Below are 25750 nucleotides of genomic sequence, written 5' to 3' on the forward strand. Positions count from 1 at the left end.
ACGTGGCGAATTCGGTCTGAGTTCGCCAGCGAGGAGCCGCCGAACTTCTGCACGATCACAGTCATGAAATGTCCTTGTGCACCATTGCGATTCGCTAAACAGACGTCGTCGCGCGAGCGAGAGCTTTGGCGAGTATCGGCACCAGCGCAGCGTCGGTGAACATGGTGTAGTGGTTGCCGGGCACGGGCACGATCTCGACCTCTCCGGCCAGATGCGCATACCAGGCGTCCTTGCCGGTGAGCCGAATGCGCAGCGTCGCCAGCTCCTCTTCTGGATGGGCTTCTATTGCATCGAAAATTACGCAGCGTCCGGCGAATCGGGAGTCGGGATAGTAGCCCTTGAGCGCATTGTGGTTCTGCCACCAGGTGCGGGCGAAACCGGTGATATCGGCGTCGGAGATGTTCAGCCAGTCCGGCCGGGCGTCGAGGAGGCCGGGTAGCTCGGCCAGCGAATCGGCGGTCCTGCCCGGGGCGATGGTCAGCCCGGGGATGGCCGCCGAGATCATCTGGGGCAGTGCGGTGAGGAATTCGCTCTCGCTCAGTTCGTCACCGAGATAGGCCAGCGGGGCGTGAGAATCGAACAGGTACAGCTCGGTGACGCGCTGACCGTCGGCCTGCAACTGCAAGGCCATTTCCAGCGCTACATTGCCGCCGAACGAGTATCCACCCAGCCGGTAGGGGCCTTCTGGCTGAATTCGCTTCAGCTCATTCACATTTCGCCGTGCGAGCTCCCTGATGGTCGTCACCTCACCGTGCGGCGGCGCGGTGAACGCGATCATCGGCCCGGAGTCGGCTAGATGGCTCGCCAGCCGGCTGTAGCCGAAATTGGTGCCGCCGGCGGGCGGTACCAGGAACAGTGGGGTGCCGGCTCCTTCGTGGATAGTGACGGTGCCCAACGCCTGTGCGGTGCCATCGATGACCGCTCGCAAGTGGTTGGCCATGGCGCGCAGGGTGCGCAGCCCTTCGAAACCCTCGAAGTCGAATTGGACGTCGAAGTGGTCGCGCGCCGTGGTTACCAGGTCGACCATGGCGATCGATTCGCCACCGGCGTCATAGAAATCCGTGTCGAGCTCGATGCTGTTGTCTTCCAGCAGGTTACGTACGGTGTCGAGGACGAATCCGTCGATATCGTCCGCCCCGGCGCTCGCCGTGCGGGGCGGGTCCGAACGCACCTGCTCGGTCACGACCGGTCCATCGGGTGCGATCCAGTAAGAATCGGTGTCGAAGGAATAGGCTGGCAGTGAGATACGGTGCGCGGGTACCGGATCGGTGTCCGTGCCCACCGGCGCGGGCAGCTCGCCGGCGCCGAACCGTTCGAGAATATCGGCGACTTCGCCGCTGGTCTCGGCGTCGAAGGCGAGCGTCTCGGTGAATGACTTGCGCCCGGTGCGCAGCGTCCAGGCGAGATCATCGATGCGCACCGCCTCGCTCCGCAGATGCGCCGCCAACCGGGCTGCGCCGCGGGCCAGCGCCGCGGCGCTGCGGGCGCTGAGCACGATTCGGTGCGATCCGCTCGGCTGCGGACGATCATCGGGTGCGGGGGTGTGGCGGACCAGCACGGCGTGGGTATTGGTGCCCCCGAGACCGAACGAGCTCACTCCCGCGGCGAGCAGCGGCTGCTGCGGCGAGAACGGTGCGGTATTGATGGCGTATCCCGAACCATCGAGCCGCACTTGCGGATTCGGCTCGGTGAAGTTGATTTGCGGCGGCACGACCTGGTGGTGCAGTACCAGTGCGGTCTTGATGAGCCCGACCACGCCCGCCGCGGCGTCGAGGTGGCCGATATTGGCCTTGATGCTGCCGAGCAGGCACGTTCGCGGCGCACCGCCGGGGGCGTCGGCGTGGGCACGAGACAGCGCCCGGAACTCGATGGGATCGCCCAATGTGGTTCCGGTGCCGTGGGTTTCCACATAGCCGATCGTGTTCGCTGCGACGCTCGCAGCGGCCAGGGCCTCGCGGATCACCTCGGCCTGTCCGGTCACGCTGGGCGCGGTGAAGCCGATCTTGTTCGAGCCGTCGTTGTTCACGGCGGTGCCCGCGAGTACCGCGTACACATTGTCATTATCGGCGAGCGCGTCTGCCAGTCGTTTGAGCACGACGACGCCGCAACCATTGCCGCGCACGGTGCCGCCCGCGTCACGGTCGAAGGGGCGGCAGTGTCCGTCGCGCGCGCCGATACCGCCTTCCTGATAGAGGTATCCGGCTGTCTGCGGGTTGACCACCGAGACGCCGCCGGCCAGCGTGATGTCATTGTCACCGTTGCGCAGTGAGGTCACGGCCTGATGGATGGCGACCATTGAACTCGAGCAGGCGCTCTGCACGGTGACCGCGGCGCCGCGCAAGCCCAGTTTGAAGGCGATGCGGGTGGCGAGGAAGTCCTTGTCGTTGCCGATCAGGATGGGATAATTCAGATCCTCGACCCGGTAGCGGGCGTTGCGCTGAATATTGTTGAGCAGGTAGGTGCTCAATGTGGTGGCGGCGAACACGCCGATGCGGGCGGAATTGCCCGAGGCCACGATCGCCGCGTCTTCCAGCGCTTCCCAGGCGGTTTGGAGCAGCACGCGATGCTGTGGGTCGGTGATCTTGGCTTCGTACGGGGTGAATCCGAAGAATCCGGCGTCGAACTGATCGATGCCGGCGAGCTCGGTGCCCGCCGGAACGTACTGGGGATTGTCGGCGAGGGCAGCCGGCACGCCGGCTGCCAGCAGCTCGTCGCGATCGAAGCGCCGCACCGATTCCACCCCGGCGAGCAGATTTCGCCAGAGGGTCTTGTGATCGGGCGCGTCGGGCAGGCGGGTGGCCATTCCGATGATCGCGATGGGCTGGTTCGGGAATTGGTCGCGCATTTTTGCTCCGTTTATCAGCGGTACGAGTTCGAAATATGTTCGGGGTTGAGGATCAAGGCGGAAATTCGATCGAGCAGATCCATGAGTTCGCGGACCTGACGGCTCATTCCGGTCTCCCACCCGGTTGGGAGCGTGTGTTCCTCGTTGTGCTGATCGCCGATGTCACCGAGTGCTTCCATCAATTCCAGTGATTGTGAAATGAGGTCGCCGTTCAAATCTTTCAGAAGATAGTTCGATGTGTCTTCGTGAGTTGCCATGGATTCCCCCTCCGTAGCGGACGGTGCCGTGATTAGAACTCGACACCGTGTCAGACACCGGGTCTGACGCCCGTCGGAAGCCTAGCAGCCGGGTGCTGGGCCGGGGCAATATGTGTGACTGGAAGACACGTGTGTTCTGTGTCACTCGACGGATCGGCGATGTGTCGATGGCATGAGAGCGGGGGCGGCCGTCAGCCGCCCCCCGCCGTCGAATGTGCTTGCGTTCGTGCCGGTTCAGGCCGCTACAGCAGCGTTGGTTCGGATCCGGTCGAGATGCTCGGCCTGCTGCCGGGGCGTGGTGAACTCGAACAGGTCCACCATCTCCAGCGCCTCCGGTCGCGCACAAGCCGCACGAAGCGACTCGAGTACGCGCACCAGTTGAATCGAGGTCCCGCCGGCGTCGAAGAAGGCATCGTCATCGGCGAAGTCGGTGCGCTCCAGTGCATTCGACCAAGCCGCGCGGACGATTGCGAGGGTGTCCGGAGCCGTCGCGCTGGTCGGCGTTTCGACGAGCCGGGCCCCGCGCGCGGCTTCCGCCTGGGGCCAGGGCAATTCCGCGTCGGCGATCTTCCCATTGACCGTCAACGGCAGGGCGTCGAGCCGGACGTACCGGGTCGGCCGCATCGCCGCGGGCAGGCGATCGCGCAAGGCCTGGCGCAGCTGAGCATCGCCGATCTCGTGGGACTGGACCAGGAAGGCGACCAGCGCCGGTTCGTCCGGATTGCGGTTGTCTACCCGGACCGCGCATTCGCGCACCCCGTCCAGGGACAGCACCGCGGCTTCCACTTCGCCCAGTTCGATTCGCACGCCACGCAATTGGACCTGCTGATCCATGCGTCCGAGGTAGACCAGGTCGCCGTTCTCGTCCACCCGGGCCAGGTCGCCGGATCGATAGTGGATGCCGGGACGCCCGGGCAGTGTGACGAACCGCTCTGCGGTGAGATCGTCGCGGCCCAGGTAGCCGAGGCCGACGCCGCTGCCGTAGACGAGCATCTCGCCGGGGACGCCCGGTGGTACCGGGCGCAGATCGGCGTCGACAACGAGCACCCCCAGGTCGGGCAGCGGCTTGCCGATCACGCTGGGCCGGCCGGATTTCAGATCCTCGACATCGATCCGGTGGTGGGTGACGTGCACGGTGGTCTCGGTGATGCCGTACATGTTCACGAGTTCGGCTCGGTCACCGCACAACTCGAACCACCGGTCGAGGCTTTCGAAGCGCAGCATTTCGCCGCCGAAGACGACCAGGCGAACCGCGAAACGCCGGGCGTGTTCATCGGTCATGGCCTGGGTCAGCTGCCGGAACGCGGTCGGCGTCTGGTTCAGGACAGTCACGCCCTCCTCGGCCAGGAACCGGGCGAAGTCGGCCGGTGAGCGCCGCGTCCATTCGGGCACGATCATCAACCGGCCGCCGGAGAGCAGCGCGCCGAACATCTCCCACACCGCGAAATCGAAAGCATAGGAATGGAACAGCGCCCAGGTGTCGGTGTCGTCGAAAGCCATGCAGCGCCTCGCCGAGGCGAACAGGCGCAGCACATTGGCGTGCGTTACCGTCACACCCTTGGGGGTTCCGGTCGAACCCGAAGTGAAGATGACGTATGCGGGACGCTCGTGGCGATTCTCCGCAGCTGCGGGCGTGGTGTTCGGCCGGGTCGACGCATCCTGCAGCATCCGGCGCAGCTCCAAACGATCCACGGAGGCGATATCGGTGAGCGCACCACGACTGGCGATGACCGGGAGCGCGTCGAAGCGTTCGAGGATGCTCCGCACCCGCTGCGGTGGCGCCGCGGGGTCGATCGGGACATATGCCTTGCCCGCCTTGAGAATCGCCAGCAGCACTGTCACCAGATCGACCGACCGCTCCATCGAAACGCCGACGTAGTCGCCGTCGATCGTATCGAGGATCCACCGGGCCACCTGGTTGGCGCGGCGATCCAACTCGGCGTACGTGTAGTAGCTCTCCTCGTATCCGACCGCGACGGCATCCGGCGTACGCGCCACCTGATGCTCGAATTGTGCTGTCAGCGAGGGGAATTCCGGATCGATGTGCTCCGTGATGCCGGTCCGCTCGTCGGCCGCAGCCAAATCCGCTGCGTCCAGCCACGGCACGTCGCGCAGCCGCGCGTCCGGGCGGGTGGCCAGATGGGACAACACGGTGCGCAGGACTCGTTCGGGGCGGCACGGCGTCAGCGCCGTGCTGATCTGCAGGTAGTAGGTGTATCCGTTGTCGTTCTCCTCGACATTCGCCATGAAAGGGCAGATGGATTTGGTGCGGCTCAGCGGGAGCGGGTCGATCTGATAGCCGGGCAGGCTCAACGACATTCGCTGCTTGTAGAAGGTGAAGCTGCTCGAGGGCGGGGTACGCCCGGCCTCCGCGGAGCCGAAGACCGCCGCGGCGTTGGCGGACAGATCGAAGTCCTCGAATTCGATCAGGCGTCCCATTTGCCGCTCGACCTCCAGGCAGAGGTTCTCGAAGGTGTCGACAGCGGACAGATCGACAGTGAGCGGCAAGGTGTTCACGTGATAGCCGTATGCCTTGACCATCCGGCGATCGCGACGCCGATTCGACAGGGGGACACCGGTTGTCACGACCGAGGTTCCACTCAAGCAGCCGAGTACGAGTAGGTGCACGGCCAAGAAGAAGGTGAACTTTCGCACGCCCAGTGCTTCGACCGCGCCGTCGATATCCGCGCTGAGCTGCGTGCCCAGCTCGAGGGTGTGATGTGCGCCGGACAGCGCGCCGTCGCGGTCGCGGCCGGCCTCCCACTCCGGCACCGACAGTGTCTCGAGGCGGCCCACGGTGGAGCCGAAAAACTCTATGGCCGTCCGCATTCGGGCGGGGTCGGCGGCTGCATTCGTTGGAAGGATCGAACCACCGGGCAGTTCGGCGTCGGGCGAGCCGTAGACCAGCATGAGGTCCGCGATGATGTTGTAGAAGGTGGAGGCGTCAGCGATCATGTGCGATGCCACGATGGCCAGGTATACGCCGACCTCGTCGCGGATGATCTCGGCGTGGTAGAGCGGCCAGCGGTCCATCGGAATCGGAGTGTCGAGGCGGGCCGATATCTCCGCACGCAGCTGCGCGCCGGCGTCGCCGGTGCGCACTGTCAACGGGGTTCGATAGCGTTGGGCGGCATCGTATTCGGCCTGGATCGTCCCGCCGTACTCGACGAAGTACTCGTTGAGCGGTTCCGCACGCTGGGCGACCGTATCGATCGCAGTCCGCAATCTGTCGATATCGATATCGCCTTTAATACGAAGCAGGAAACCGACATTGAATGCCGGATCCTTCGGAAATAGTGTTTGCTGAGTGTGAAGCTTCCGCTGTGCGGATGTAATCGAGCGACGACGCACGGTCACCGGATCCTCCTCAAAGATGATGCGTCGAAAAATCAGGGGAGCGTCGTTGCAATCCACCTGAACAGGTAGGGAGCGCGCTGTCCCGCGCACCCATCGAGCAGTACGATCCCAGGATTGTCACCGATGACCTTGGTGGGCAAGTCCTTTCGTCACGCCCCGGAATTCGCCGATGCGGCGGCGGTGCGCGTGACGCAACCGGTTGCTTGTCCCTGAATGCCGAGCGAGTATCGGCGGCATCTGAACTACGGCAAGAAATGAGGTGACAGCGATGGAATCGTCTGCCATTCACGACCGGCGGTGGGCAATACTCGGTGTCCTGGTTTTCAGTCTGCTCGTTGTCGTCATGGACAATACGATTCTCAATGTCGCATTGCGGACCATCCAGGCCGATCTGCCCGCGACCCAGGGGCAGATGCAATGGGCGGTCGACAGTTACGCATTGGTCTTCGCGGCGCTGCTGATTCTCTCAGGTGTGCTCGGCGACCGACTTGGCCGCCGCCGCATGCTGCTGATCGGGTTGGCTGCGTTCGGCCTGGCGTCGGTGCTGTGCGCGTTCGCACGGACGCCACTGGAGTTGATTCTGTGCCGCGGATTGCTCGGCGCGGGCGCGGCGGCAGTGCAACCGCAGACGCTCTCGATCATCCAGAACGTCTTCTCGTCCTCGGAACGCGCCAAGGCGGTGGGCATTTGGGCGGGCGTCTCCGGTATGGCCATCGCCCTGGGACCGATCGCGGGCGGGGTGCTGCTGAAATACTTCTGGTGGGGATCGGTGTTCCTGGTGAACATCCCGGTGGTGATAGTCGGATTCGTGCTGACCAGACTGCTGGTGCCGGAATCGCGGGATCCGCGCGACGGCGGCTTCGATCCGCTGGGCATCGCGCTGTCCTCGGCGTCGATGGCGCTGGTGATCCACGGGATCATCGAGGGCGGCAATAGCGCTGAGTGGCTGCGCTGGCAGAGCCTGGGCACAATCGGCTTGGGCCTGCTGCTGGCCGCACTGTTCGTGCGGCACGAACGCCACGCCGCAAATCCGATGATCGACCTCGCCATGTTCGGCCATCGTCATTTCGCGGCCGGCGTCGGAGCCATTGCCGTGGTGTTCTTCGCGCTGATGGGCGCCACCTTCTACCTGTCGTATTTCCTGCAGGCGGTGCGGGGCTACACGGCATTGGCCACCGGCGTCGCGTTGATCGCCGTCGCGGCCGGGGTGATGATCATGTCGACCCAGTCGCCGCGTCTGAGCCGGCGCTGGGGAGCGAATATCGTTGCGGGCAGCGGAATGACGGTGCTCGCCGCTGCGATGCTGTCGTTCACCCTGGCGACCGCGACGATGCCGCAGTGGGTGCTGGAATTCCAGATGGCCCTCATCGGTATCGGGCTCGGCATGACGATGACGCCCGCGACCGAGGCCATCATGAGCACGGTCAGCGCCGATCGCGCCGGCGCCGGATCGGCGGTGAACAACACCATGCGGCAGCTGGCCGGGGCGCTCGGAGTCGCGGTGCTGGGATCCCTGTTGACCATGGGGTTCCAGAGTCGGTTCGGCGAGGAACGGCCCGCCGAGCTCGCCGTTGCGCTCGATCGGCCCGCCGCGATTCTGAATCTGCCCGAGAATGCCAGGGTCGCACCGCAGTTACGGCCGGACTCGCATGAATCCATCAGCGGTGCACTGGAATTCGCTCAACGATCGGTCGTCGCTCTACGGCACCGAGAGCAGCTGGCCGCTGATCAGCTCCCCGAATCCGTAGTCGATCAGCATCGGCGTGTCGCGGAGACGGAATTGCGTGATTACGTCGACGCGGCCGACACGGCCTTCGTGCACGGCATGCGGATGTGTGCGCTGGTAGGCGGTCTGAGCGGCTTGGCCGGTGCTGGACTGGCCTTCTGGTTGCTGCCCCGCCGCCGACGGGCGGCCGACGAGACGGCGATCACCGCTGGGGAATCTGCGAGGACTGGGCTGCCCAAGGCGGACGTGTCGATGGCGAACGAAAGGTGAGACCGATGGCGGTTGCCCGCAAACGCGGCGATGCGTTGGGTGTCGCGGTGCTCGGCATGGGCAATGTCGGCGCGGAGGTGGTGCGGACATTGCACGAGCACGCCGAAGAACTGAACAGGCGGATCGGCATGGCACTGGAACTCCGGGGTGTCGCGGTCCGCGATCCGCACCGGAATCGAGGCCTGCCCGAGCGGCTGTTGACGACCGATGCCGAGGCGCTGGTCGCCCGATCGGATGTCGACCTCGTGGTCGAGGTGATCGGCGGCATCGATCCGGCCCGGCGATTGATCAGGTCCGCGCTCGAAGCGGGGAAGTCGGTGGTGACCGCGAACAAAGCGCTGCTGGCCGACTACACCGGTGAGCTGGCCGCGGCGGCCGAGAATCACGGCGCGGACTTGTATTTCGAGGCCGCTGTGGCCGGGGCGATTCCGATCGTGCGTCCGCTGATCCAGTCACTCTCCGGCGACCGAGTGAACCGAGTGGTCGGCATTGTGAACGGCACTACCAACTTCATTCTCTCCGCCATGGCCGACACTGGCGCGGGCTATGCCGAAATGCTCGCCGACGCCCAAAGATTGGGATACGCCGAAGCCGATCCGAGCGCCGACGTGGACGGGCTCGACGCGGCCGCGAAGGCGGCGATCCTGGCGTCGCTGGCGTTCCATACCCGGGTGACCGCCGGTGATGTGCACCGGGAAGGCATGTCCCGGATCACGGCGGCGGACCTGCGGACCGCCGCCGAATTGGGTTGCACCGTCAAAATGCTCGCTGTCTGCGAACGGGTCGACGCCGGACCGGGCGAACCCACACCGGAGGCCGGCGGCAAGGAACGAGTCGCGGTTCGAGTCCATCCCGCGCTGATTCCGCGTGCCCATCCGCTGGCTGGAGTCGACGCCGCATTCAATGCCGTGGTCGTGGAGGCGGAAAACGCCGGCCGGCTGATGTTCTACGGCCAGGGGGCCGGCGGCGCTCCCACCGCTTCGGCTGTCATGGGCGACCTCGTAATGGCGGCGCGCAACAAGGTCTTCGGCGGTCGCGCGCCCGGCGAATCGTCCTACGCCGAATTGCCGATCGCACCTTTCGATGATGTGCTCACCCGGCATCATCTGACTCTGAACGTGACCGATCGCGCCGGCGCGCTCGCGGCGGTAGCGAGCGAATTCGCCAGGCGCGGAGTCAGTATCGCCACGGTACGGCAGCGTTTGACGGGCACTCTCGCACAGCTGACCGTCGTCACACACCGGGCCCGGGAGTCCGTGCTCGCTGAGATCGCCGCCGCGTTGTGCGAATTGGACTCCGTCACGTCCGTGACCAGTGTTCTGAGATTGGAAGGCACCGAGGAATGAGCGCAACCACACGGGCCGTCACTGCGAGTCACATGAAAGACAGTGTCGTGCAGACTGTTTGGCCGGGATTGATCAATGCCTATCGGGATCGTCTCCCGATTCCGGCCGACTGGGAAGCCGTCACCCTCTTCGAGGGCGGTACTCCACTGGTGCCCGCACATCATCTGTCCGAGCTGACCGGCTGTGAGGTGTACCTCAAGGTCGAGGGTGCGAACCCGACCGGTTCGTTCAAGGACCGTGGCATGACCATGGCCATGACCGACGCCAAGTACAACGGCAAGACCGCGGTGCTGTGCGCCTCCACCGGCAACACCTCGGCCTCGGCCGCCGCCTACGCCACCCGCGCGGGCCTGCACTGCGCGGTGCTGATCCCGCAGGGCAAGATCGCCATGGGCAAGCTGGCGCAGGCGGTCATGCTGGGCGCGAAGATCATTCAGGTGGACGGCAACTTCGACGACTGCCTGGAGCTGGCTCGCAAGGTGACCGCGGAATTCCCGTCGGTCGGCCCGGTCAACTCGGTGAACCCGGCCCGTATCGAGGGTCAGAAGACCGCGGCCTTCGAAATCGCGGACGCCCTGGGCAAGGCTCCCGACGTGCACGTGCTCCCGGTCGGCAACGCGGGCAATATCACCGCGTACTGGAAGGGCTACAGCGAGTACTACGCCGACGGCGTCACCACCTCGCGCCCGCGCATGCTGGGCGTGCAGGCCGCCGGTGCGGCGCCGCTGGTCAACGGGGCTCCGGTCAAGGATCCCGAGACCATCGCCACCGCCATCCGGATCGGCGCGCCCGCGTCCTGGAACCAGGCCATGGCCGCCAAGGAAGAGTCCGGCGGCGCGTTCCGCGCGGCCACCGACGAGGAGATCCTGGCCGCGTACCGCCTGGTGGCGTCCAAGGAAGGCGTGTTCGTCGAACCCGCCTCGGCCGCTTCGGTCGCCGGTCTGCTGGCCGCCCGTAAGGAAGGCTGGCTCGATTCCGGCCTGAGGGTGGTCTGCACCGTCACCGGCAACGGCCTCAAGGATCCGGACAACGCCCTCGAGGGCATGCCCGAGGTCCAGCCCATCGCGGTCGATCCGATCGCCGTCGCACACGCACTCGAGCTGGCTCGACAGTGAACGCATCCGCTGGATCAAGAATGGCCCGGACGCTGCCCGCCGGGTTGTCGGTGACCGTCCGGGTCCCGGCGTCGAGCGCGAATCTCGGACCCGGATTCGATTCGCTGGCAATAGCTTTAGGACTTCACGACGAAATCGAGGTCACCACTGCCGACTCCGGATTGACGATCGAGATAGAGGGGGAGGGCCGCGACGAGGTGCCCAGGGACTCCTCCCATCTGGTTGTGCGGGCGGTTCGGCGGGGTTTGGCCGCGCACGCCACGGCCGCGGCGGGCCTGCACGTGCGGTGCCGCAACGTGATTCCCCATGGGCGGGGCCTCGGCTCTTCGGCCGCCGCCGTCGTCGGCGGACTGGCGGCGGGACAAGCGTTGTCGGCGCTGATCGATCCCTGTCCGGCCGGGTCTGATCCTGGTGATCTGGTGCGGCTGGCCGCCGAATTCGAGAACCATCCGGACAATGCGGCTGCCAGTGTGCTCGGCGGCACGGTGGTGGCGTGGGCCGAGGACACGCAGTCGGTCGAACCGTACTATCGCGCGATCCGGCTGCCGGTCGATCCGGCGGTGCGTCCCGTGGTGCTCATACCTCCGCATCATTCGTCGACCAGCGAAACACGGGGATTGCTACCGGAATTCGTTCCGCACCGCGACGCGGCGTTCACAGCGGGCCGGGCCGCCCTGACGGTGGCCGCGCTGACCTCCCGCCCCGACCTGCTGTTGTCCGCCACGGCGGACCGGCTGCATCAGGACTATCGGGCGTCGGCGTGGCCGTCGAGCATGAGATGGGTCGCCCGTCTGCGCGCGGCCGGCATCGCGGCCACCATCTCGGGTGCGGGACCAACGGTATTGGCGCTGTGTGTCGCGGAATTCCCGGCGGAATTTCACGAACGCGCCGCCGCCGAGGGGTTTCTCGTGGTCGAGCCCGGAATCGCAGACGGTCTGCAGGTGATCTGAAGGGTGATCGGGTTCAGAGTCCGCGCAGGACTCGCCCGGCCGATCGATACCGGTAGGCGACCTGTGAATGTTCATTGACCACCTGGTGGATCCGATCCACCAGGGCGGTCAGCCGCCTGGTCGAGCTAGCGACCTGCGTCTCCCACTCCAAGGCGCCGCCCCGCGCCCGGCTCGTCGCATCGATTTTCACCAGGGCCGATGCCAATTGCTGTGATGTCGACTCGAATTCGTGCCGGATGGCGACGAGCCGGTCGCGCAATTGCGCCGACTCGGTCATCGCGTTCTTCACCGTCTGGCGGGCGCGGTATGCGGCTTGGCGGCAAGCGGGTGCGCAATACACCTGCGGTCGGCCGGTCGGCGGTTGCACGTATCGATTCGCGCAGACGGCGCACACCGGAGCGACGGCTGCGTTCAACGCCGCGTGCGTAGCGGTCCGAGTCATGTGAGTTCTCCGTTCCCCAAACGGTTTCCGTGATCGGTTCGGGCTCCGGGAGTGATTCGAAGTCACGATCCGAAGCGCCGCAGTGTCAAACTAACAGAAGTCTGACACTGTGTCGAACTGTTGTCAGTCGAGGTGTCGAACAATATGCTGACTGATGCGAGCAATCGCGATCACCGGAGCGGATCCGGATCGACGAGCGAGTTGGGGGAAGGTCATCAGCGCTAGCGGCGTTCCCGCGCGAGTGCGCACCAGGGAGGTCGAGGACTCTCTCGGTGTCGCGCTCGTGACCCTCTTGGGGAATGGAATGTCCTTCTCCGACATCACGATCCAGCAGTTGGCCGATCTGGCGGGGATTTCCCGTCCCATGTTCTACTACTACTTCGACGACAAACACGATCTGCTCGCGCACACCTTCGCCGCGGCGGTCCCACTCGAGCTGCGCGCGAAACAGCAGCTCGGTGGCTGGGCCTCCGGGGCGGTGCAACTTCGAACGGCTCTGGTCGCCGTGGCGCACCTGATCGACCGGGATCGAGAGCTTTTCGCCGCGGCACTTCAGGTGTCCGGTCACCACGAGGCGATCTCTGCGGTGTTCCGATCGACCTGTGAAAGCATCCGCGCCATCCTCGCCGACCGGCTTCGTTCCATCCAGCTCGGTGACGGAGACCGCGGGGCGGACCCCGACCTGACCGCGATCGGGCTGACCATGTTCGTTCGCGGGATGGTCCGCCAACTCATTCTCGACGACGGCGACCCCGACACGGTCGCCGAACTCGTCGACGTGACCACCCTGGTCATGGGGCGAGTGCTGATCGGTACCCGCGCGGCCGAGTGAATTCCCTTATTCGCGTAGAACATAGGAGAAGGCAATGACGGACTTGCTACCCGTGGTGTTGGTACACGGCATCCGGCTCAGCGGGGGTGCCTGGCGGGTCGTGGCCGCGCAGTTGGAACGGCAGCGACCGGTGCTGGCGGTCGATCTGCCCGGACACGGAACGCGCCGGGGCGAACGGTTCACCCTGTCCGGAGCGTCGGAAACCGTCCTCGAGGGGATCGACCGGCTGGGCGGTCGCGCACTGGTGGTGGGGCACTCGCTCGGCGGCTATGTGAGCATCGCGGCGGCAGCGAACGCGCCCGAACGGATCGCAGGACTGGTGGTCGCCGGTGCGACCTGTGTCCCCAATCGGCTACTGACATCGCCGTTTTCGCTCATGCATCGCATGCTGTCGACGCAGCCCGATGGCGGCGAACGGATCAGCGGGCGGATCTTCGACGCGGCACTGCCCGGTGAGGTCGCCCGCGCGGTCAAGGACGGTGGAATCGCCACCGAGGTCATTCCCGACGTCGTTCACGAGTTGACCGCCTTCGATGTACTCGGCGCGTTGGCCGACTACCCAGGCCCGGTCTGGCTGGTCAATGGAGGGCACGACCATTTGCGATTGCACGAGCGGCGCTTCGCCGGCGCGTGCGCGCACGGCCGCTTGAACGTAGTTCCCGGTGCCGGACACTATCTGCCACTGACTCGTCCGCAAGAGTTTTCGCGCACCGTCTTGGATGCCGCCGCCGCCGCGGAGGCCTCGGCGCTGGAGTGAGCCGGGGACCAGCGGGACGTCGAAGCCGGCGGTCAGGGTTCCAGTCGTGGTGAAGTAGTGCACGTTGCCATCACAGGGCACCACCGGCGGAGGGGCCATCCGGAGTGGGAGCGGTGGTGTCACGGGACCTACCGTCGCGCTTTGACTGCTGCCGGGGACGGCATTGGCACCGAGCAGGACGGCGAACGTTCCAGCCCTCGAAGTAGCAGCGAGAGCTCACCTGCTGCGGTGAGTTCGGTTCTGCGGGGGTGATGGTGAGCGCCACCTTGGGGGCCTGTTTCGTGGGTTCTTCCGGACCGAAGATTTCGGTGCGGGGGGATCGCTGGGCGGCGGCGACACTGCCGCGCAAGGTGCACGAATCAGGCCGACGGGGGTGGGCTGCGTTGCTGACGACTCATTTCGACGATGCTCTCGCGAATGCTTTGAAGATCGCGGCGACCAGTCCGTCGTCGCACAATTGCCAGCCCTGGGCGCTTGTCCGCCTGGGGCCGGAGTCCTTGCTGCTGGCTTCGGACCGGGACCGGGAGCTGCGGACCTTGCCCGCTCACCACGCGGAAATGCGGGTCAGTTGCGGACTGTTTTGGCGGCTGTTGCATCTGGCGCTTGCGGCGCAGGGCTGGGTGGTCGAAACCGAGTCGATGCCCGAGCTGTCCGAGCTGCCGCCGACCTGGACTCCCTTGCGCGTGGCGCGGTTCCACTTCACCGGCGCCCCGGATGGACCTCTCGATGACTTGCGGTCGATAGCAGGGCGACGGCACACGAACCGGGGTCCGTACCGCGATCGGTCGGTGCCGTCCACCGTTCTCGGGGAACTCGGGATGCGGGGCGCGGTCGCCGAACCCCCAGTCCTCATTCGCCACCTGACCATCGAACGAGACCGAAACCTGTTCGCCGCCTTCGTGGCTCGTCACGGCGGCAAGGAATTCGCTCATCGGGCGGCCTGGCGGGAGGCGTATTCGTTCATCCGCCGCACCGAGACCGAAGCGCGGATTCGGGGCGACGGCTATGCCTTCACCACGTTGTTCGGGCCGCTGTCGGCGGGCAGTCTGCTGTTGCGCAGGGTGGTGCTCGCCCCGGCCGCCATGAGCGCCTTACGGCTGACCGGATTCCCGAGATTGCTGTCCGGAAAGCTCGCCGCGATCGTCCGGCGGTCGCCGGTCATCGTGTCCATGAGCCTGCCTGATTCCGCCGACCCGGAGTGGGATCTGGTGACGGCGGGCGGGGTGTTGCTGGACTACTGGCTGCGCGCAACGGCATTCGGGTTGGTGCTGCATCCGGTCAGCGTCGTGATCCAGCACGAGGATCTGCGTCGCGAGCTGCAGGCCGGCTTCGATCTGCCCGGCCGGGTCTTCTTCATCGCCCGCCTGGGCTATCCCGCCGAACGGTTCCCGTCGGCTCCGCGCCGCCCTGCGGCCGCCGCGCTGCGGCCGCTATGACCGGTATTCACCCGCGCCGGTGAACCCGCCCCCGCGGGGTGATGGTGATCTCCACCTTGGGTGGCTGTTTCGTGCGTGCTTCGGCATAGAAGATTCCTTATGCAAGGTGCAAGGGGAGATCGACAGGGGGGCGGCGGAACAGCCGCGTCCATTCACGAATCAGACCACTGGGGGAGTGCACGCATGCGTTCGACTTTCGTTTCGCACGTCCGTCGACAGGCCGAGGCGTACGGCGATACAAGGCATTACACCTTTCTGCGCGAGCAGCAGCGCGGGCTGGCCGAGGAAGCGGTCAGCTATCGCGAACTCGATCGAGATGCCCGGGCGGTGGCGGTCTGGCTGTCACAACGCCCGGAGGCGAGTCAGCCGGTACTGCTGTTGTATCCGCCCGGACTCGAGTTCCTGCGGGCCTTTCTCGGCTGCCTCTACGCGGGAGTCATCGCGGTACCGGCCCCGATCCCGCACGACACGCGCAGCATGGCGCGGGTAGCGGGCATACTCGCCGACACCGGCGCCGAACTGGTGCTCACCGTCGGCGCGTGCGCGGAGCCGCTCACCGCCTGGGCACGGGAAGCGGGTGTTCCGGTGGCGATCACGGCGACCGATACCGCCGAGCGTGCGGATGCCGACGCCTGGGCGATGCCCGAGATCGACAGCGACACAGTCGCTTTCCTGCAGTACACCTCCGGCTCCACCAGCGAGCCCAAGGGCGTGGTCGTCACCCACCGCAATCTGCTGCACAACGCGGACGTCACCAACGCGGTCCTCGACCTCACCGACGCCGATACCGGGGTGGGCTGGCTACCGCACTTTCACGACATGGGTTTGATCGGCATGCTGCTGCAGCCGCTCTACAGCGGCGGGAGCTTGGTGTTCATGTCACCGCTGACCTTCCTCAAGCGGCCCACGATCCTGCTCGACGCGATCCACCGCTATCGCGCCGCGGTGACGGTCGCACCGAACTTCGCCTACGAGTTGATCGCCCGGCGAGTGCGCGCGGAACAACTGGCCGCACTGGATCTCTCGTCGCTGCGGGTTGCCCTGGCCGGCGCCGAACCGATCCGGCCGCAGACCCTCGAGACCGTGATCGAGCGGCTGGGCCCGGCCGGATTCGCCGCCGAGACCTTCGTCGCCGCCTACGGTTTGGCCGAGGTGACGCTGGTCGCCTCGGCCAGCCGGGCCGGGCACCCGCTCACCACCGTGACCTTCGATCGGGCCGCGCTGGAAGATCGCCGACTGGTGCCGGCCGACGCCGGTATCCGCTTGGTCGGCAACGGGAAACCGGGACCGGGCCTCGAGATCCGGATCGTAGATCCAGGCAGCGGGCAGGCACAGCCCGACGGACACGTGGGAGAGATCTGGATCGCCGGACCCAGTGTGGCACAGGGCTATTGGAACCGGCCCGCGGACACCGCGGAGAAATTCGGCGCGCGCCTGGCCGCGCGAGGCCCGTACTTGCGCACCGGCGATCTCGGCGGCATCCACGCCGGGGAAGTCTTCGTCACCGGGCGGATCAAGGATCTGATCATCGTCAACGGCCGCAACCTTTACCCGAGCGATATCGAGGACGCCGTCCGCGCGTTGCATCCGGCGCTGGCCGATGCGATAGGCGCCGTGGTGGGTGTCGATACCGGCCGGCAGGAGCGGCTGGTGCTGATCCAAGGCGTGCGGACCGCCGCGCTGGGCGACTGCACCACCGCCGAACTGGCGGCCCGGATCCGCACCGCGGTAGCCGAGGCGTTCGAGCTGCCCGCGCCGAACGTGGTGCTGGTGGAGCACCGCAGCGTACATCGCACGACCAGCGGCAAGGTGCAGCGCAGCTCGATGCGATCGGCCTTCCTCGACAACACCCTCGACGCGGTCCTGCACGAAGAGATCGAACCGTCCGTGCGCCGGCTGCGCGCCGACGTGATCGCCTGATCCGGCCGACCGAAACCGAAAGGAGCACAACATGATGCGCCATCCCGCGATGATCCGCGAACAGCATTCGATCGTCACCTGGCTGGCCGGCCGGGTCGCCGCCTATCTCGATGCGCCCCCGCACGCCGTCGATCCCACCGTGCCGCTGGCTGAACTCGGCCTCGACTCGGCGTGCGCGGTGAGCCTGTGCGGCGAAATCGAGGACCGGTGGGAGTTGCAACTCGACGCCACCATCGTGTTCGACTACCCGACGATCGTCGACCTGGCCGGCTTCATCGCGGACGAGACCGCCGCAGACCGGGAGTCGGCCGCATGAGGGAGCCGGAGCTCACCACGCCGCGAGACCACGCACAACCCATCGCGATCGTCGGCCTCGACTGCCGCTTCCCGCAGGCGCCGGACGCGCACGCGCTGTGGCAGTTGCTGCTGGCCGGGACCGACGCCGTCACCGAAGTCCCCGAACAGCGCTGGCGGGCCGCGGACCTGCACGACCCGGCCGGCAGGCCCGGAACGGTCAATCACCGGAACGGCGGATTCCTCTCCGACGCCGACGCATTCGACCACGAGTTCTTCGGCATCACACCCCGCGAGGCGGCGTCCATGGACCCGCAACAGCGACTGCTGCTGCAGGCCGCCTGGCGGGCCTTCGAAGACGCCACGCTCGACCCCCGCCGTCAGGCCAAGTCCCGCACCGGTGTCTTCGTCGGCGTCATGGCCAACGAGTGGGCGGCCGTGCACATGCGCGACTACACCCGCATCACACCCCAGATCGGCACCGGGAACGGCTATTTCATGACCGCTAACCGGATCTCCTACCACCTCGACCTCAACGGCCCGAGCCTGGCGATCGACACCGCGTGCTCGTCCTCCCTGGTCGCGGTGCATCAGGCGTGTGCCGCGCTGGCGGCGGGCGAGTGCGATCAAGCGCTGGCGGCCGGGGTCAATATCGCGATCACGCCGGCCCTCAACGTCTTCTACACCCAGGCCGGCGTCGCGGCCACGGACGGGCGGTGCAAACCGTTCAGCGGCAAGGCCGACGGGATGGGCCGCGGTGAGGGCGTGGCGGTGCTGGTGCTGCGCCGGCTGGCCGACGCCCAGGCGGACGGGCTGCCGATCTACGCGGTGATCACCGGCAGCGCGGTGAACAACGACGGGCGCAGCAACGGCATCACCGCGCCCAATCGCTGGGCGCAGCAACAGGTCATCGCCGAGGCCTACCGGCGGGCCGGGGTGCCCGCCGCACAGGTCGCTTTCGTCGAGGCGCACGGCACGGGCACGGTGCTGGGCGACATGATCGAGGCCAAGGCGCTCGGCGCGGTGCACGCGGTGCCGCGGCCCCAACCGTGCGCGCTCGGATCGATCAAGGGCAACCTCGGCCACACCGAGGGCGCGGCCGGTATCGCCGGGCTGATCAAAGTGGCGCTGAGCCTGCGCCACCGCCTGGTGCCGCCCACCCGGTACGCCGCCGACGAGAATCCGCGGCTGCGGCTGGCCGAGCACGGCCTGCGGCTGCTCGACGCGCCGATGCCGCTGCCGCAGGGCCTGGTTCACGGCGCTGTCAGCAGCTTCGGCATGGGCGGCACCAATGCGCACATGCTGCTGTCCAGCGCACCGGAGACCTCGATTCCGGCGGTGACCGATGGCGGCGGCGTGCTCACCGTCTCCTCGAACGACCGGGATGGGTTGCGGCGCAATGCCGCCCAGCTCGCCGCGCGCATCGGCGACGACCCCGCCGCGTTGAACCGGCTGTGCTGGTCCAGCAATCTGGCGCGGTCGTCGGGCCGGTACCGGCTGGGCGTGGCGGTCGCCGACCGCGCGCACGCGGTGTCGGCACTGCACGCCGCAGCCAACGGCGAGGACGTCGATTGCGGTGTCGCGCAGCCGTTGTCGATCGGATGGTTGTTCGCCGGTCAGGGCGCACAGTATCGGGGGATGTCGCGGGCGCTCTACGAGCGCAGTCCGGCGTACCGGGCGGCGCTGGCGGCGGTGGACGCGCACCTGACCCCGCACCTGGGGTCGTCGGTGACCGAATTGCTGCTCGGCGACGGCGAACTCGTGGATCGCACCGACTTCGCGCAGCCGGCGATCTTCGCCGTCGAGTACGCGCTGGCCCGCGTGCTCTCCGAGCTCGGCGTCGAGCCGGCGTGGTTGCTGGGCCACAGCGTCGGCGAATACGCGGCCGCCACGTTCGCCGGTGTGCTGAGCGTGGAGGATGCGTGCCGGCTGATCTGCGCGCGCGGGCGGCTCATGCAACAGCTGCCCGGCGCGGGATCGATGCTGGCGGTGCGTGGTACGGCGGAGGAAGTGGGTGCGCTGATCGCCACCGAGTCCGCAGTGGCCATGGCCGCGGTGAACGGCCCGGGCGAGGTGGTGATTTCCGGTGCCGCCGACGCCGTGGGCCGGATCGGGGCACAGCTCACCGACCGCGGGATCACGGTGCGGTCGCTGCCGGTCTCGCACGCATTCCACTCGCCGCTGATGCAGCCGATGCTCGAGACCTTCGCCGAGGTGGCCGCCGAATGCCGGTACCACCAACCCGAGATCCCGATCTATTCGACCGTCCGCGGGCGCCTGCTCGAGCCCGGCGAACCGATGGACGCCGCCTACTGGGTGGAACACGTCCACGCCACGGTGCGCTTCGCCGACGCGGCGGCGGCCGCGATGCGGGCCGAGCCCACCCATCTGATCGAAGTGAGCCCGCGGCGCGTGCTGGTTCCGATGATCGCCCGGGCACACGGGATCGACCGGCCGGTGCCGGCGCCCTGCCCCGGACCGGAGGCGACCGGCGACGAGCCGGCCGCGACCATTGCGGCGCTGTACCGCGACGGGCTGAACCCGAACTGGGATGTCCTCTACGACGACGCGGCCCGGGTGCGCCACCGGCTCGGCGGTCACGAATTCTCCACCGCCACCCGCTTCTGGACCGAACACGACACACCCACTCCCGAGCTCGAAACTCCCGCAACCCCACCGACCACGGAAGGCGTCATGAACGAGCTGATCGCACTCTTTCGGGAACAAGCCGCGGTCCTCACCGCCGTGGCCGCAGGCAGCTCGGCCCCCACGCACATCCCGTCCGCCCAGTCCCCGGACCGGCAACCGGATGCGCACGCGCCGCAACGAGCCGACGTCGCCGAGGCGGTGCGCGCGGAGGCGGCCCGGGTCAGCGGATTCCCCGCCGGCAAACTCGCGAGCGGCCAAACCCTCTCCGGCGACCTGGGATTCGACTCGATCATGATCGCCGATCTGCTCAACGCCCTCGGCCGCAAGTTTCCGGGACTGGTCGTCGAACCCGAGTGGTACACGCCTGCAACAACTCTCGGCGATGTGATCGCACTCGTACCGGGTCAGGAACCGGTCGTCCCGGAACCGCGACCGGCCGCTCTCGAACCGGTCGCGCACCCCCGCCCGGCTGTCGAAGCCCAGGACCGCATCGAGGACTTTCCCGAGGTCCAGGCGATCGCCGAGCGCATCGCGCTGGCCGAACAGCTCGGCATGAGCAACCCGTACTTCCTCGTCAACGACGGCATCAGCCGGGACACCTCGACGATCGACGGCGAGCAGGTGCTGACCTTCTCCAGCTACAACTACCTCGGTCTGTCCGGACATCCCGCGGTCGTGTCGGCCGTGCAGGACGCGGTGGCCCGCTACGGCAGCTCCTGCTCGGCCAGCCGAATGCTGTCGGGCGAGAAGCCGATTCATACCGAACTCGAGCGTGAACTGGCCGCTCTGCTGGGCACCGAGGACGCGATCACGCTGGTCAGCGGTCATGCCACCAATGTCACCGTGATCGGGCACCTGGTCGGGGAGGGCGACCTGATCATCCACGACAGCCTGGCCCACGACAGTATCGTGCAGGGCTGCAAGCTTTCCGGCGCCACCCGGCGGCCCTTCCCGCACAACGATCACGCCGCGCTCGACCGGATCCTCACCGATATCCGCCACCAGTACCGCCGTGTGCTCATCGTGATCGAGGGCATCTACAGCCAGGACGGTGACATCCCGGATCTGCCCGCGATCATCGCGGTGAAGAAGCGACACCGGGCGCTGCTCATGATCGACGAGGCGCACAGCATCGGCGTCCTCGGCGCGACCGGCGCGGGCATCGGCGAGCATTTCGGCGTGGATCGCGGCGAGGTGGAACTGTGGTCGGGCACGATGTCCAAGGCGCTGGCCGGCTGCGGCGGCTACGTGGCGGGCAGTGCCGCGCTCATCCGATACCTCAAATACACCACGCCCGGGTTCATCTACAGCGTCGGCATCACCCCCTCGAACGCGGCGGCCTCCCTCGCGGCGCTGCGGCAACTGCGTGGGCGGCCCGAACTGCTCGAACAGCTGCGGGACCGGTCGGAGCTGTTCCTGAAGCTGGCCAAGGAGATCGGCATCGACACCGGCGACAGCTTCGCCACGCCGGTGATCCCCTGCATCGTCGGCGATTCGATGAAGACCCTCGCACTGTCGTCGGCGTTGCTGCGACGCGGAATCAACGTCAACCCGATCTTGTATCCGGCCGTGCCCGAAGAGAAAGCCCGGCTGCGATTCTTCGTCACGGCCTGCCACACCGAAGACCAGATCCGGCAGACAGTGCGGGTGCTCGCTGAGGAAATGGCGGCGCTGCGATGACCCGGTACCTGGATCGGGCGGTGAGCGAACCCGGCCTGCGGCTGTTCTGCTTCCACCACGCGGGCGGCGGCGCTTCGTTGTTCCGCGGGTGGCAGCAGGCGCTGCACCCGCACGCGACGGTCTGGCCGGTGCTGCTGCCCGGCCGGGAGCGGCGCGCCGCGGAACCCTGCCGCACCGATATGGCGGAACTGGTCGCGGACCTCGACGACCAGCTCGACGAGTACCTCACCGGACCGCATCTGTTCTTCGGGCACAGTATGGGGGCCGAGATCGCCTACCGGTTGGCCTGCCGCCGCCACCGCGCCGGACGTACCGTGCCCCGCGCGCTGCTGGTATCCGGTTGTGCCGCACCGACATTGCCGCTGGCGCTACCGCTGACCGGCGAACTCGACGACGCGGCACTGGTCCGGCTGCTCACCGATCTCGGCGGCATGCCGGCGCAACTCCTGGAATGCTCCCCGCTGCTGGCCGCGATGCTTCCGGTGCTCCGTGACGACCTGCGGCTGTGCGCCGGTGACCGCGACAGCGCCGGACCGGCGCTACCGTGCCCGATCCACATCTTCGGCGGCGACGCCGACCCGATGGTCGATGAATTCGACCTGGCGGCCTGGCGCGGGCACACCATCGGTCACAGCACGGTGCGGACCTTTCCTGGCGGTCATTTCTACCTCGTGGAGAGCGGCGATGAACTGTTCGGTCACCTGCGGCCGCTGCTGCGCCGTTATGCCCGGGCGGAAGCGGGCCTGCCATGCTGAGGCGTCTGGCTCTCCTCGTCGTCGCGCATCCCAAACTGTTGCTGGCAGTTACCGTCTCGTTTCTCGCGCTCGCCGGGGTGATCGGTTCCGGGGTTTCCGAGCGTCTGCAGGTCGGCGGCTTCGATGACGTGCACTCGGAGTCCGCGCGGGTGCAGGGCATCCTCGATACCCGGTTCGGGGGCTCACCCGATCTGGTGCTGCAGGTGACCGCGCGCAGCGGCGACGTCGACGATCCGGCGGTGGCGACCGCGGTAGGGCAAGTGGTGCAACGCTTCGCCTCCGAGCCGGTGACGGTGATCGGTTCGTATTGGCCCACCGGCGCGAGCACCGAATCCGGTACGGGTTCAAGGGAGTTGCGCAGCACGGACGGCCGTTCGGGACTGATCTTGCTGCACCCCAACGGCGGTCCGGATACCGCGGCTCGGGTGACGAGCGAGATCGTGGACCAGCTGCCCGCCGACGACCCGGTGATCCAGGTCCGGGCCGGCGGCAAGCTCGGCGTGACCAACGATATCGACAACCGCGTGCACCGGGATCTCGTTGTCTCCGAATCGATCGCGGTGCCGGCGACCCTGCTGTTGCTGATCGTGGTGTTCGGCGGCGTGGTGGCGGCGCTGCTGCCGCTGACAGTCGGCCTCGTCTCGATCCTGTCCACCACACTCGTGCTGTTCTGGCTGGCCCACGTAACCGACGTGTCGGTGTACGCGCTCACCGTCGCCACCGCGTTCGGGCTCGGACTGGCGATCGACTTCGGCCTGCTGATGGTGTCGCGATTTCGCGAGGAGCGCCACCGCGGCCACGAACCCGGGGCGGCCGTCGTGGAGACGGTCGCCACGGCCGGGCGCACCATCGCGTTCAGCGCGGCCACGGTCACCGTCGCGATGTCGGGAATGCTGGTGTTCCCCACCGCCTTCCTGCGGTCGGTCGGCATCGCCGCGATCGTGGTGGTGCTGCTGGCAGCCCTGGGCGCGATCGTCGTGCTACCCGCACTGATGAGTCTGCTCGGCGCACGGGTCGACGCGCTGGGACTGCCCCGGCGGCAGGATCGGCTGGCCCAGCCATCGCCGTTGTGGCGGGGCATCGCGGCGGCGGTGACCCGCCGGCCGCTGCGGGCGGCGCTGAGCGTGATCGTACTGCTGTTGCTGATGGGCATCCCGTTCACGCACGCGCAGCTCGCGACCTCCGATGAACGCGCCCTGCCGGCCGACTCCACTGCCCGGCAGGTCACCACCTCGATCCGCGAGAGCTACCCGACCGACATCGCCGACGCGGTGACGGTGCTGTCCGAAAACGACCCGCAGACGCTCGAACCCTTGGCCCGCCAGATCTCGGCCATGCCCGGCGTCGTGCAGGTCGACGGTGCGTTCGGGCGGTACGCGGACGGCGCACTGCTGGCCGGGCCGGGGGCGGCAGCCGCCGGATTCACCTCGGAGACAGCCGGATTCATGCGCGTGCAGCTGTCGGCGGGTGCCCAGACGCCGACGGCGCAAGACCTGGTGCGCGCGATTCGAGCGCTACCGGGTGAGCACGAGGTGGGCGGGCCGACAGCGTCGCTGATCGACAGCCGCACCGCCATCACCGGGCGCCTGCCACTGGCGCTGGCCATCATGGCGGCGGCCACGCTGGTGCTGCTGTTCCTGTTCACCGGCAGCATCGTGGTGCCGATCAAGGCGCTGGTGCTGAACCTCTTCATGCTCTCGGCGGTACTGGGCGCCATGGTCTGGGTATTCCAGGACGGTCATCTCTCGGGCGTCCTCGGCTTCACACCCGCCCCGCTGAACATCGCGATGGTGGTGCTGTTGTGCTGCACCGCATTCAGTCTGTCGGTGGACTACGAGATTTTCCTGCTCGGCCGCATCAAAGAGGCGCACGATGCCGGCGCCGCCACCACCGAGGCCACCATCGAAGGCCTGAGCCGGGTCGGACGCCTGGTCAGCAGCGCGGCAGCCCTGCTCGCCGTGACCCTGCTGTCGTTCGCCACCGGCCTGTCGTTCATGAAAATGTTCGGCATCGGCACCGCGCTGGCCGTCCTGATCGACGCCACCCTGATCCGCGGCGTCCTGGTCCCGGCGTTCATGCGCATCGCCGGCGACCTGAACTGGTGGGCGCCAAAACCATTGCGCCGCCTGCACGCCCGCATCGGCTTGCACGAGTCGTCCACTCCACGCCCGCCGCTGCCGGTGACAACAGGGGCCGGCGATCGCGTCGCCGGAGTTCACCAGGATGCCGCCCCATGACCTCGCCGTCCCGCGCGACCAGCTGACTCTCCGACTCGGACATGGATTCCGGCCATTGGGGACCGGCTGTCGAAAGCCGTTGTGTCATCTCGAAATATCGCGGGGTCACTCCAGGAGCAGATCGAGGTATTTCGCCGGGTTGTCGAGGAAGGTGCGAGTGACTCGGTAGTGCTCGGTGTCCTCGTATTCGACCAGCTCGCAGCCGTTTTCGCCGATCTGGTAGATCCAGGCATCCGGATAGGCCATCAGGATGGGGGAGTGGGTGGCGATCAGGAACTGGGAACGCGCGTTCACCAGTTCGTGCAGGCGAGCGATCATGGCAAGCTGGCGGCTGGGGGACAGCGCTGCTTCGGGTTCGTCGAGCACATAGAAACCGTGCCCGCCGAACCGGTGCATCAACAGCGCGAAGAACGACTCCCCGTGTGATTGTTCGTGCAGCGAAACGCCGCCGTAGGAGTCGATCACCGGCGGTCCGGGCGCGGGTTCGCGGTCCAGGACCTCGATATTGGTGGCGACATTGAAGAAGCTCTCGGCGCGCAGGAAGAACCCGTCCCGCGGCCGGTGAATCGACTTCACCAGCCGCAGATGCTCGTTGAGTTGCGAATGCGAGCTGCGCGTTGCGAAGTTGAAGTTCTTCGTACCGCCTTCGGGGTTGAAGCCCCACGCGGTGGCGATGGCCTCCAGCAGCGTCGACTTCCCGCTGCCGTTCTCGCCGACGATGAAGGTCACCCGCGGATGCAACTCCAGCTCGGCGAGCCCCCGCACGGCCGGCAGCGAGAACGGATACTCATCGAAAGACGGCACGCCGCGCTGGTCCAGCACCGCCCGCCGGACATAAGGCGCGCTCACCGGCGCGCGTCCTTGCTCACCGGATACGCGAAG

At 67.2% G+C, this 25750-nt stretch carries 17 protein-coding genes; 12 read left to right on the forward strand and 5 right to left on the reverse strand.

Going from position 1 to position 25750, the window contains the following annotated elements; translation table 11 throughout:
* Positions 1-94: 94 nt before the first annotated feature.
* From NY1_RS31635 to NY1_RS31645, 3 genes are all read right to left on the reverse strand, one after another.
* Positions 95-2845: a beta-ketoacyl synthase N-terminal-like domain-containing protein gene (locus tag NY1_RS31635; protein WP_067720818.1), complete on the reverse strand. Its 2751-nt coding sequence runs from the start codon at positions 2843-2845 to the stop codon at positions 95-97.
* A 14-nt stretch (positions 2846-2859) separates the two neighbouring features.
* Entirely contained in the window at positions 2860-3102 is a 243-nt protein-coding gene (locus tag NY1_RS31640; protein WP_157762584.1) for a hypothetical protein, read from the reverse strand.
* A gap of 234 nt (positions 3103-3336) precedes the next feature.
* On the reverse strand, positions 3337-6549 hold the full coding sequence (locus tag NY1_RS31645; RefSeq protein ID WP_084535718.1) for a non-ribosomal peptide synthetase: 3213 nt from the start codon (positions 6547-6549) through the stop codon (positions 3337-3339).
* Positions 6550-6727: 178 nt separating this feature from the next.
* Between NY1_RS31645 and NY1_RS31650 the strand changes: the two genes are divergently transcribed.
* From NY1_RS31650 to thrB, 4 genes are read left to right on the forward strand one after another with little or no spacing between them, the layout of a single operon-like run.
* Positions 6728-8455 carry an MFS transporter gene (locus NY1_RS31650; protein ID WP_067720821.1) on the forward strand — a complete coding sequence of 576 codons (1728 nt, stop codon included), beginning with the start codon at positions 6728-6730 and terminating at the stop codon, positions 8453-8455.
* Positions 8456-8460: 5 nt separating this feature from the next.
* Positions 8461-9801: a homoserine dehydrogenase gene (locus NY1_RS31655; RefSeq protein WP_067720822.1), complete on the forward strand. Its 1341-nt coding sequence runs from the start codon at positions 8461-8463 to the stop codon at positions 9799-9801.
* Between the two features lie 32 nt (positions 9802-9833).
* Positions 9834-10916 carry a threonine synthase gene (thrC, locus tag NY1_RS31660; protein ID WP_067720823.1) on the forward strand — a complete coding sequence of 361 codons (1083 nt, stop codon included), beginning with the start codon at positions 9834-9836 and terminating at the stop codon, positions 10914-10916.
* A gap of 20 nt (positions 10917-10936) precedes the next feature.
* Positions 10937-11866 (forward strand): homoserine kinase, encoded by a 930-nt coding sequence (gene thrB, locus NY1_RS31665; protein ID WP_067720824.1) that lies wholly within the window; start codon positions 10937-10939, stop codon positions 11864-11866.
* A gap of 13 nt (positions 11867-11879) precedes the next feature.
* Here the strand turns inward: thrB and NY1_RS43205 are convergent, their stop codons facing one another.
* A complete protein-coding gene (locus tag NY1_RS43205; protein ID WP_157762585.1) occupies positions 11880-12308 on the reverse strand; it encodes a hypothetical protein in 429 nt (142 codons plus the stop codon).
* Positions 12309-12591: 283 nt separating this feature from the next.
* Here NY1_RS43205 and NY1_RS31675 point away from each other — a divergent pair, with 283 nt between their 5' ends.
* The 8 genes from NY1_RS31675 (at position 12592) to NY1_RS31710 (ending at position 24868) form a co-directional block, all read left to right on the forward strand.
* On the forward strand, positions 12592-13140 hold the full coding sequence (locus tag NY1_RS31675; protein WP_169815426.1) for a TetR/AcrR family transcriptional regulator: 549 nt from the start codon (positions 12592-12594) through the stop codon (positions 13138-13140).
* 34 nt (positions 13141-13174) lie between these two features.
* On the forward strand, positions 13175-13897 hold the full coding sequence (locus tag NY1_RS31680) for an alpha/beta fold hydrolase (protein ID WP_067720827.1): 723 nt from the start codon (positions 13175-13177) through the stop codon (positions 13895-13897).
* A gap of 383 nt (positions 13898-14280) precedes the next feature.
* Entirely contained in the window at positions 14281-15333 is a 1053-nt protein-coding gene (locus NY1_RS31685; RefSeq protein WP_157762586.1) for a RedV protein, read from the forward strand.
* Between the two features lie 183 nt (positions 15334-15516).
* Positions 15517-17253, forward strand: coding sequence for a fatty acyl-AMP ligase (locus tag NY1_RS31690; protein WP_067720829.1), 1737 nt, complete (start codon positions 15517-15519; stop codon positions 17251-17253).
* 31 nt (positions 17254-17284) lie between these two features.
* The gene (locus tag NY1_RS31695; RefSeq protein WP_233434580.1) at positions 17285-17569 is read left to right on the forward strand and encodes an acyl carrier protein; all 285 of its coding nucleotides are present in this window, start codon (positions 17285-17287) and stop codon (positions 17567-17569) included.
* Positions 17566-21876 (forward strand): type I polyketide synthase, encoded by a 4311-nt coding sequence (locus NY1_RS31700; protein WP_067720830.1) that lies wholly within the window; start codon positions 17566-17568, stop codon positions 21874-21876. The genes NY1_RS31695 and NY1_RS31700 overlap by 4 nt, the downstream gene beginning before the upstream one ends.
* Entirely contained in the window at positions 21873-22631 is a 759-nt protein-coding gene (locus NY1_RS31705) for a thioesterase II family protein (RefSeq protein ID WP_067720831.1), read from the forward strand. The genes NY1_RS31700 and NY1_RS31705 overlap by 4 nt, the downstream gene beginning before the upstream one ends.
* Entirely contained in the window at positions 22625-24868 is a 2244-nt protein-coding gene (locus NY1_RS31710; RefSeq protein ID WP_067720832.1) for an MMPL family transporter, read from the forward strand. The genes NY1_RS31705 and NY1_RS31710 overlap by 7 nt, the downstream gene beginning before the upstream one ends.
* A gap of 105 nt (positions 24869-24973) precedes the next feature.
* Here the strand turns inward: NY1_RS31710 and NY1_RS31715 are convergent, their stop codons facing one another.
* A complete protein-coding gene (locus tag NY1_RS31715) occupies positions 24974-25717 on the reverse strand; it encodes an AAA family ATPase (protein WP_067720833.1) in 744 nt (247 codons plus the stop codon).
* Between the last annotated feature and the right edge of the window lie 33 nt (positions 25718-25750).

This window comes from Nocardia yamanashiensis NBRC 100130 (assembly GCF_001613325.1).
Classification (GTDB): domain Bacteria; phylum Actinomycetota; class Actinomycetes; order Mycobacteriales; family Mycobacteriaceae; genus Nocardia; species Nocardia yamanashiensis.

What these genes read in the sequence shown, in the direction of transcription:
- NY1_RS31640 (WP_157762584.1), bottom strand. Translation starts at nt 3,102, where the DNA reads ATGGCAACTCACGAAGACACATCGAACTATCTTCTGAAAGATTTGAAC.
- NY1_RS31650 (WP_067720821.1), top strand. Translation starts at nt 6,728, where the DNA reads ATGGAATCGTCTGCCATTCACGACCGGCGGTGGGCAATACTCGGTGTC.
- NY1_RS31655 (WP_067720822.1), top strand. Translation starts at nt 8,461, where the DNA reads ATGGCGGTTGCCCGCAAACGCGGCGATGCGTTGGGTGTCGCGGTGCTC.
- NY1_RS31705 (WP_067720831.1), top strand. Translation starts at nt 21,873, where the DNA reads ATGACCCGGTACCTGGATCGGGCGGTGAGCGAACCCGGCCTGCGGCTG.
- thrB (WP_067720824.1), top strand. Translation starts at nt 10,937, where the DNA reads ATGGCCCGGACGCTGCCCGCCGGGTTGTCGGTGACCGTCCGGGTCCCG.
- thrC (WP_067720823.1), top strand. Translation starts at nt 9,834, where the DNA reads ATGAAAGACAGTGTCGTGCAGACTGTTTGGCCGGGATTGATCAATGCC.
- NY1_RS31635 (WP_067720818.1), bottom strand. Translation starts at nt 2,845, where the DNA reads ATGCGCGACCAATTCCCGAACCAGCCCATCGCGATCATCGGAATGGCC.
- NY1_RS31695 (WP_233434580.1), top strand. Translation starts at nt 17,285, where the DNA reads ATGATGCGCCATCCCGCGATGATCCGCGAACAGCATTCGATCGTCACC.
- NY1_RS31690 (WP_067720829.1), top strand. Translation starts at nt 15,517, where the DNA reads ATGCGTTCGACTTTCGTTTCGCACGTCCGTCGACAGGCCGAGGCGTAC.
- NY1_RS43205 (WP_157762585.1), bottom strand. Translation starts at nt 12,308, where the DNA reads ATGACTCGGACCGCTACGCACGCGGCGTTGAACGCAGCCGTCGCTCCG.
- NY1_RS31710 (WP_067720832.1), top strand. Translation starts at nt 22,625, where the DNA reads ATGCTGAGGCGTCTGGCTCTCCTCGTCGTCGCGCATCCCAAACTGTTG.
- NY1_RS31680 (WP_067720827.1), top strand. Translation starts at nt 13,175, where the DNA reads ATGACGGACTTGCTACCCGTGGTGTTGGTACACGGCATCCGGCTCAGC.
- NY1_RS31700 (WP_067720830.1), top strand. Translation starts at nt 17,566, where the DNA reads ATGAGGGAGCCGGAGCTCACCACGCCGCGAGACCACGCACAACCCATC.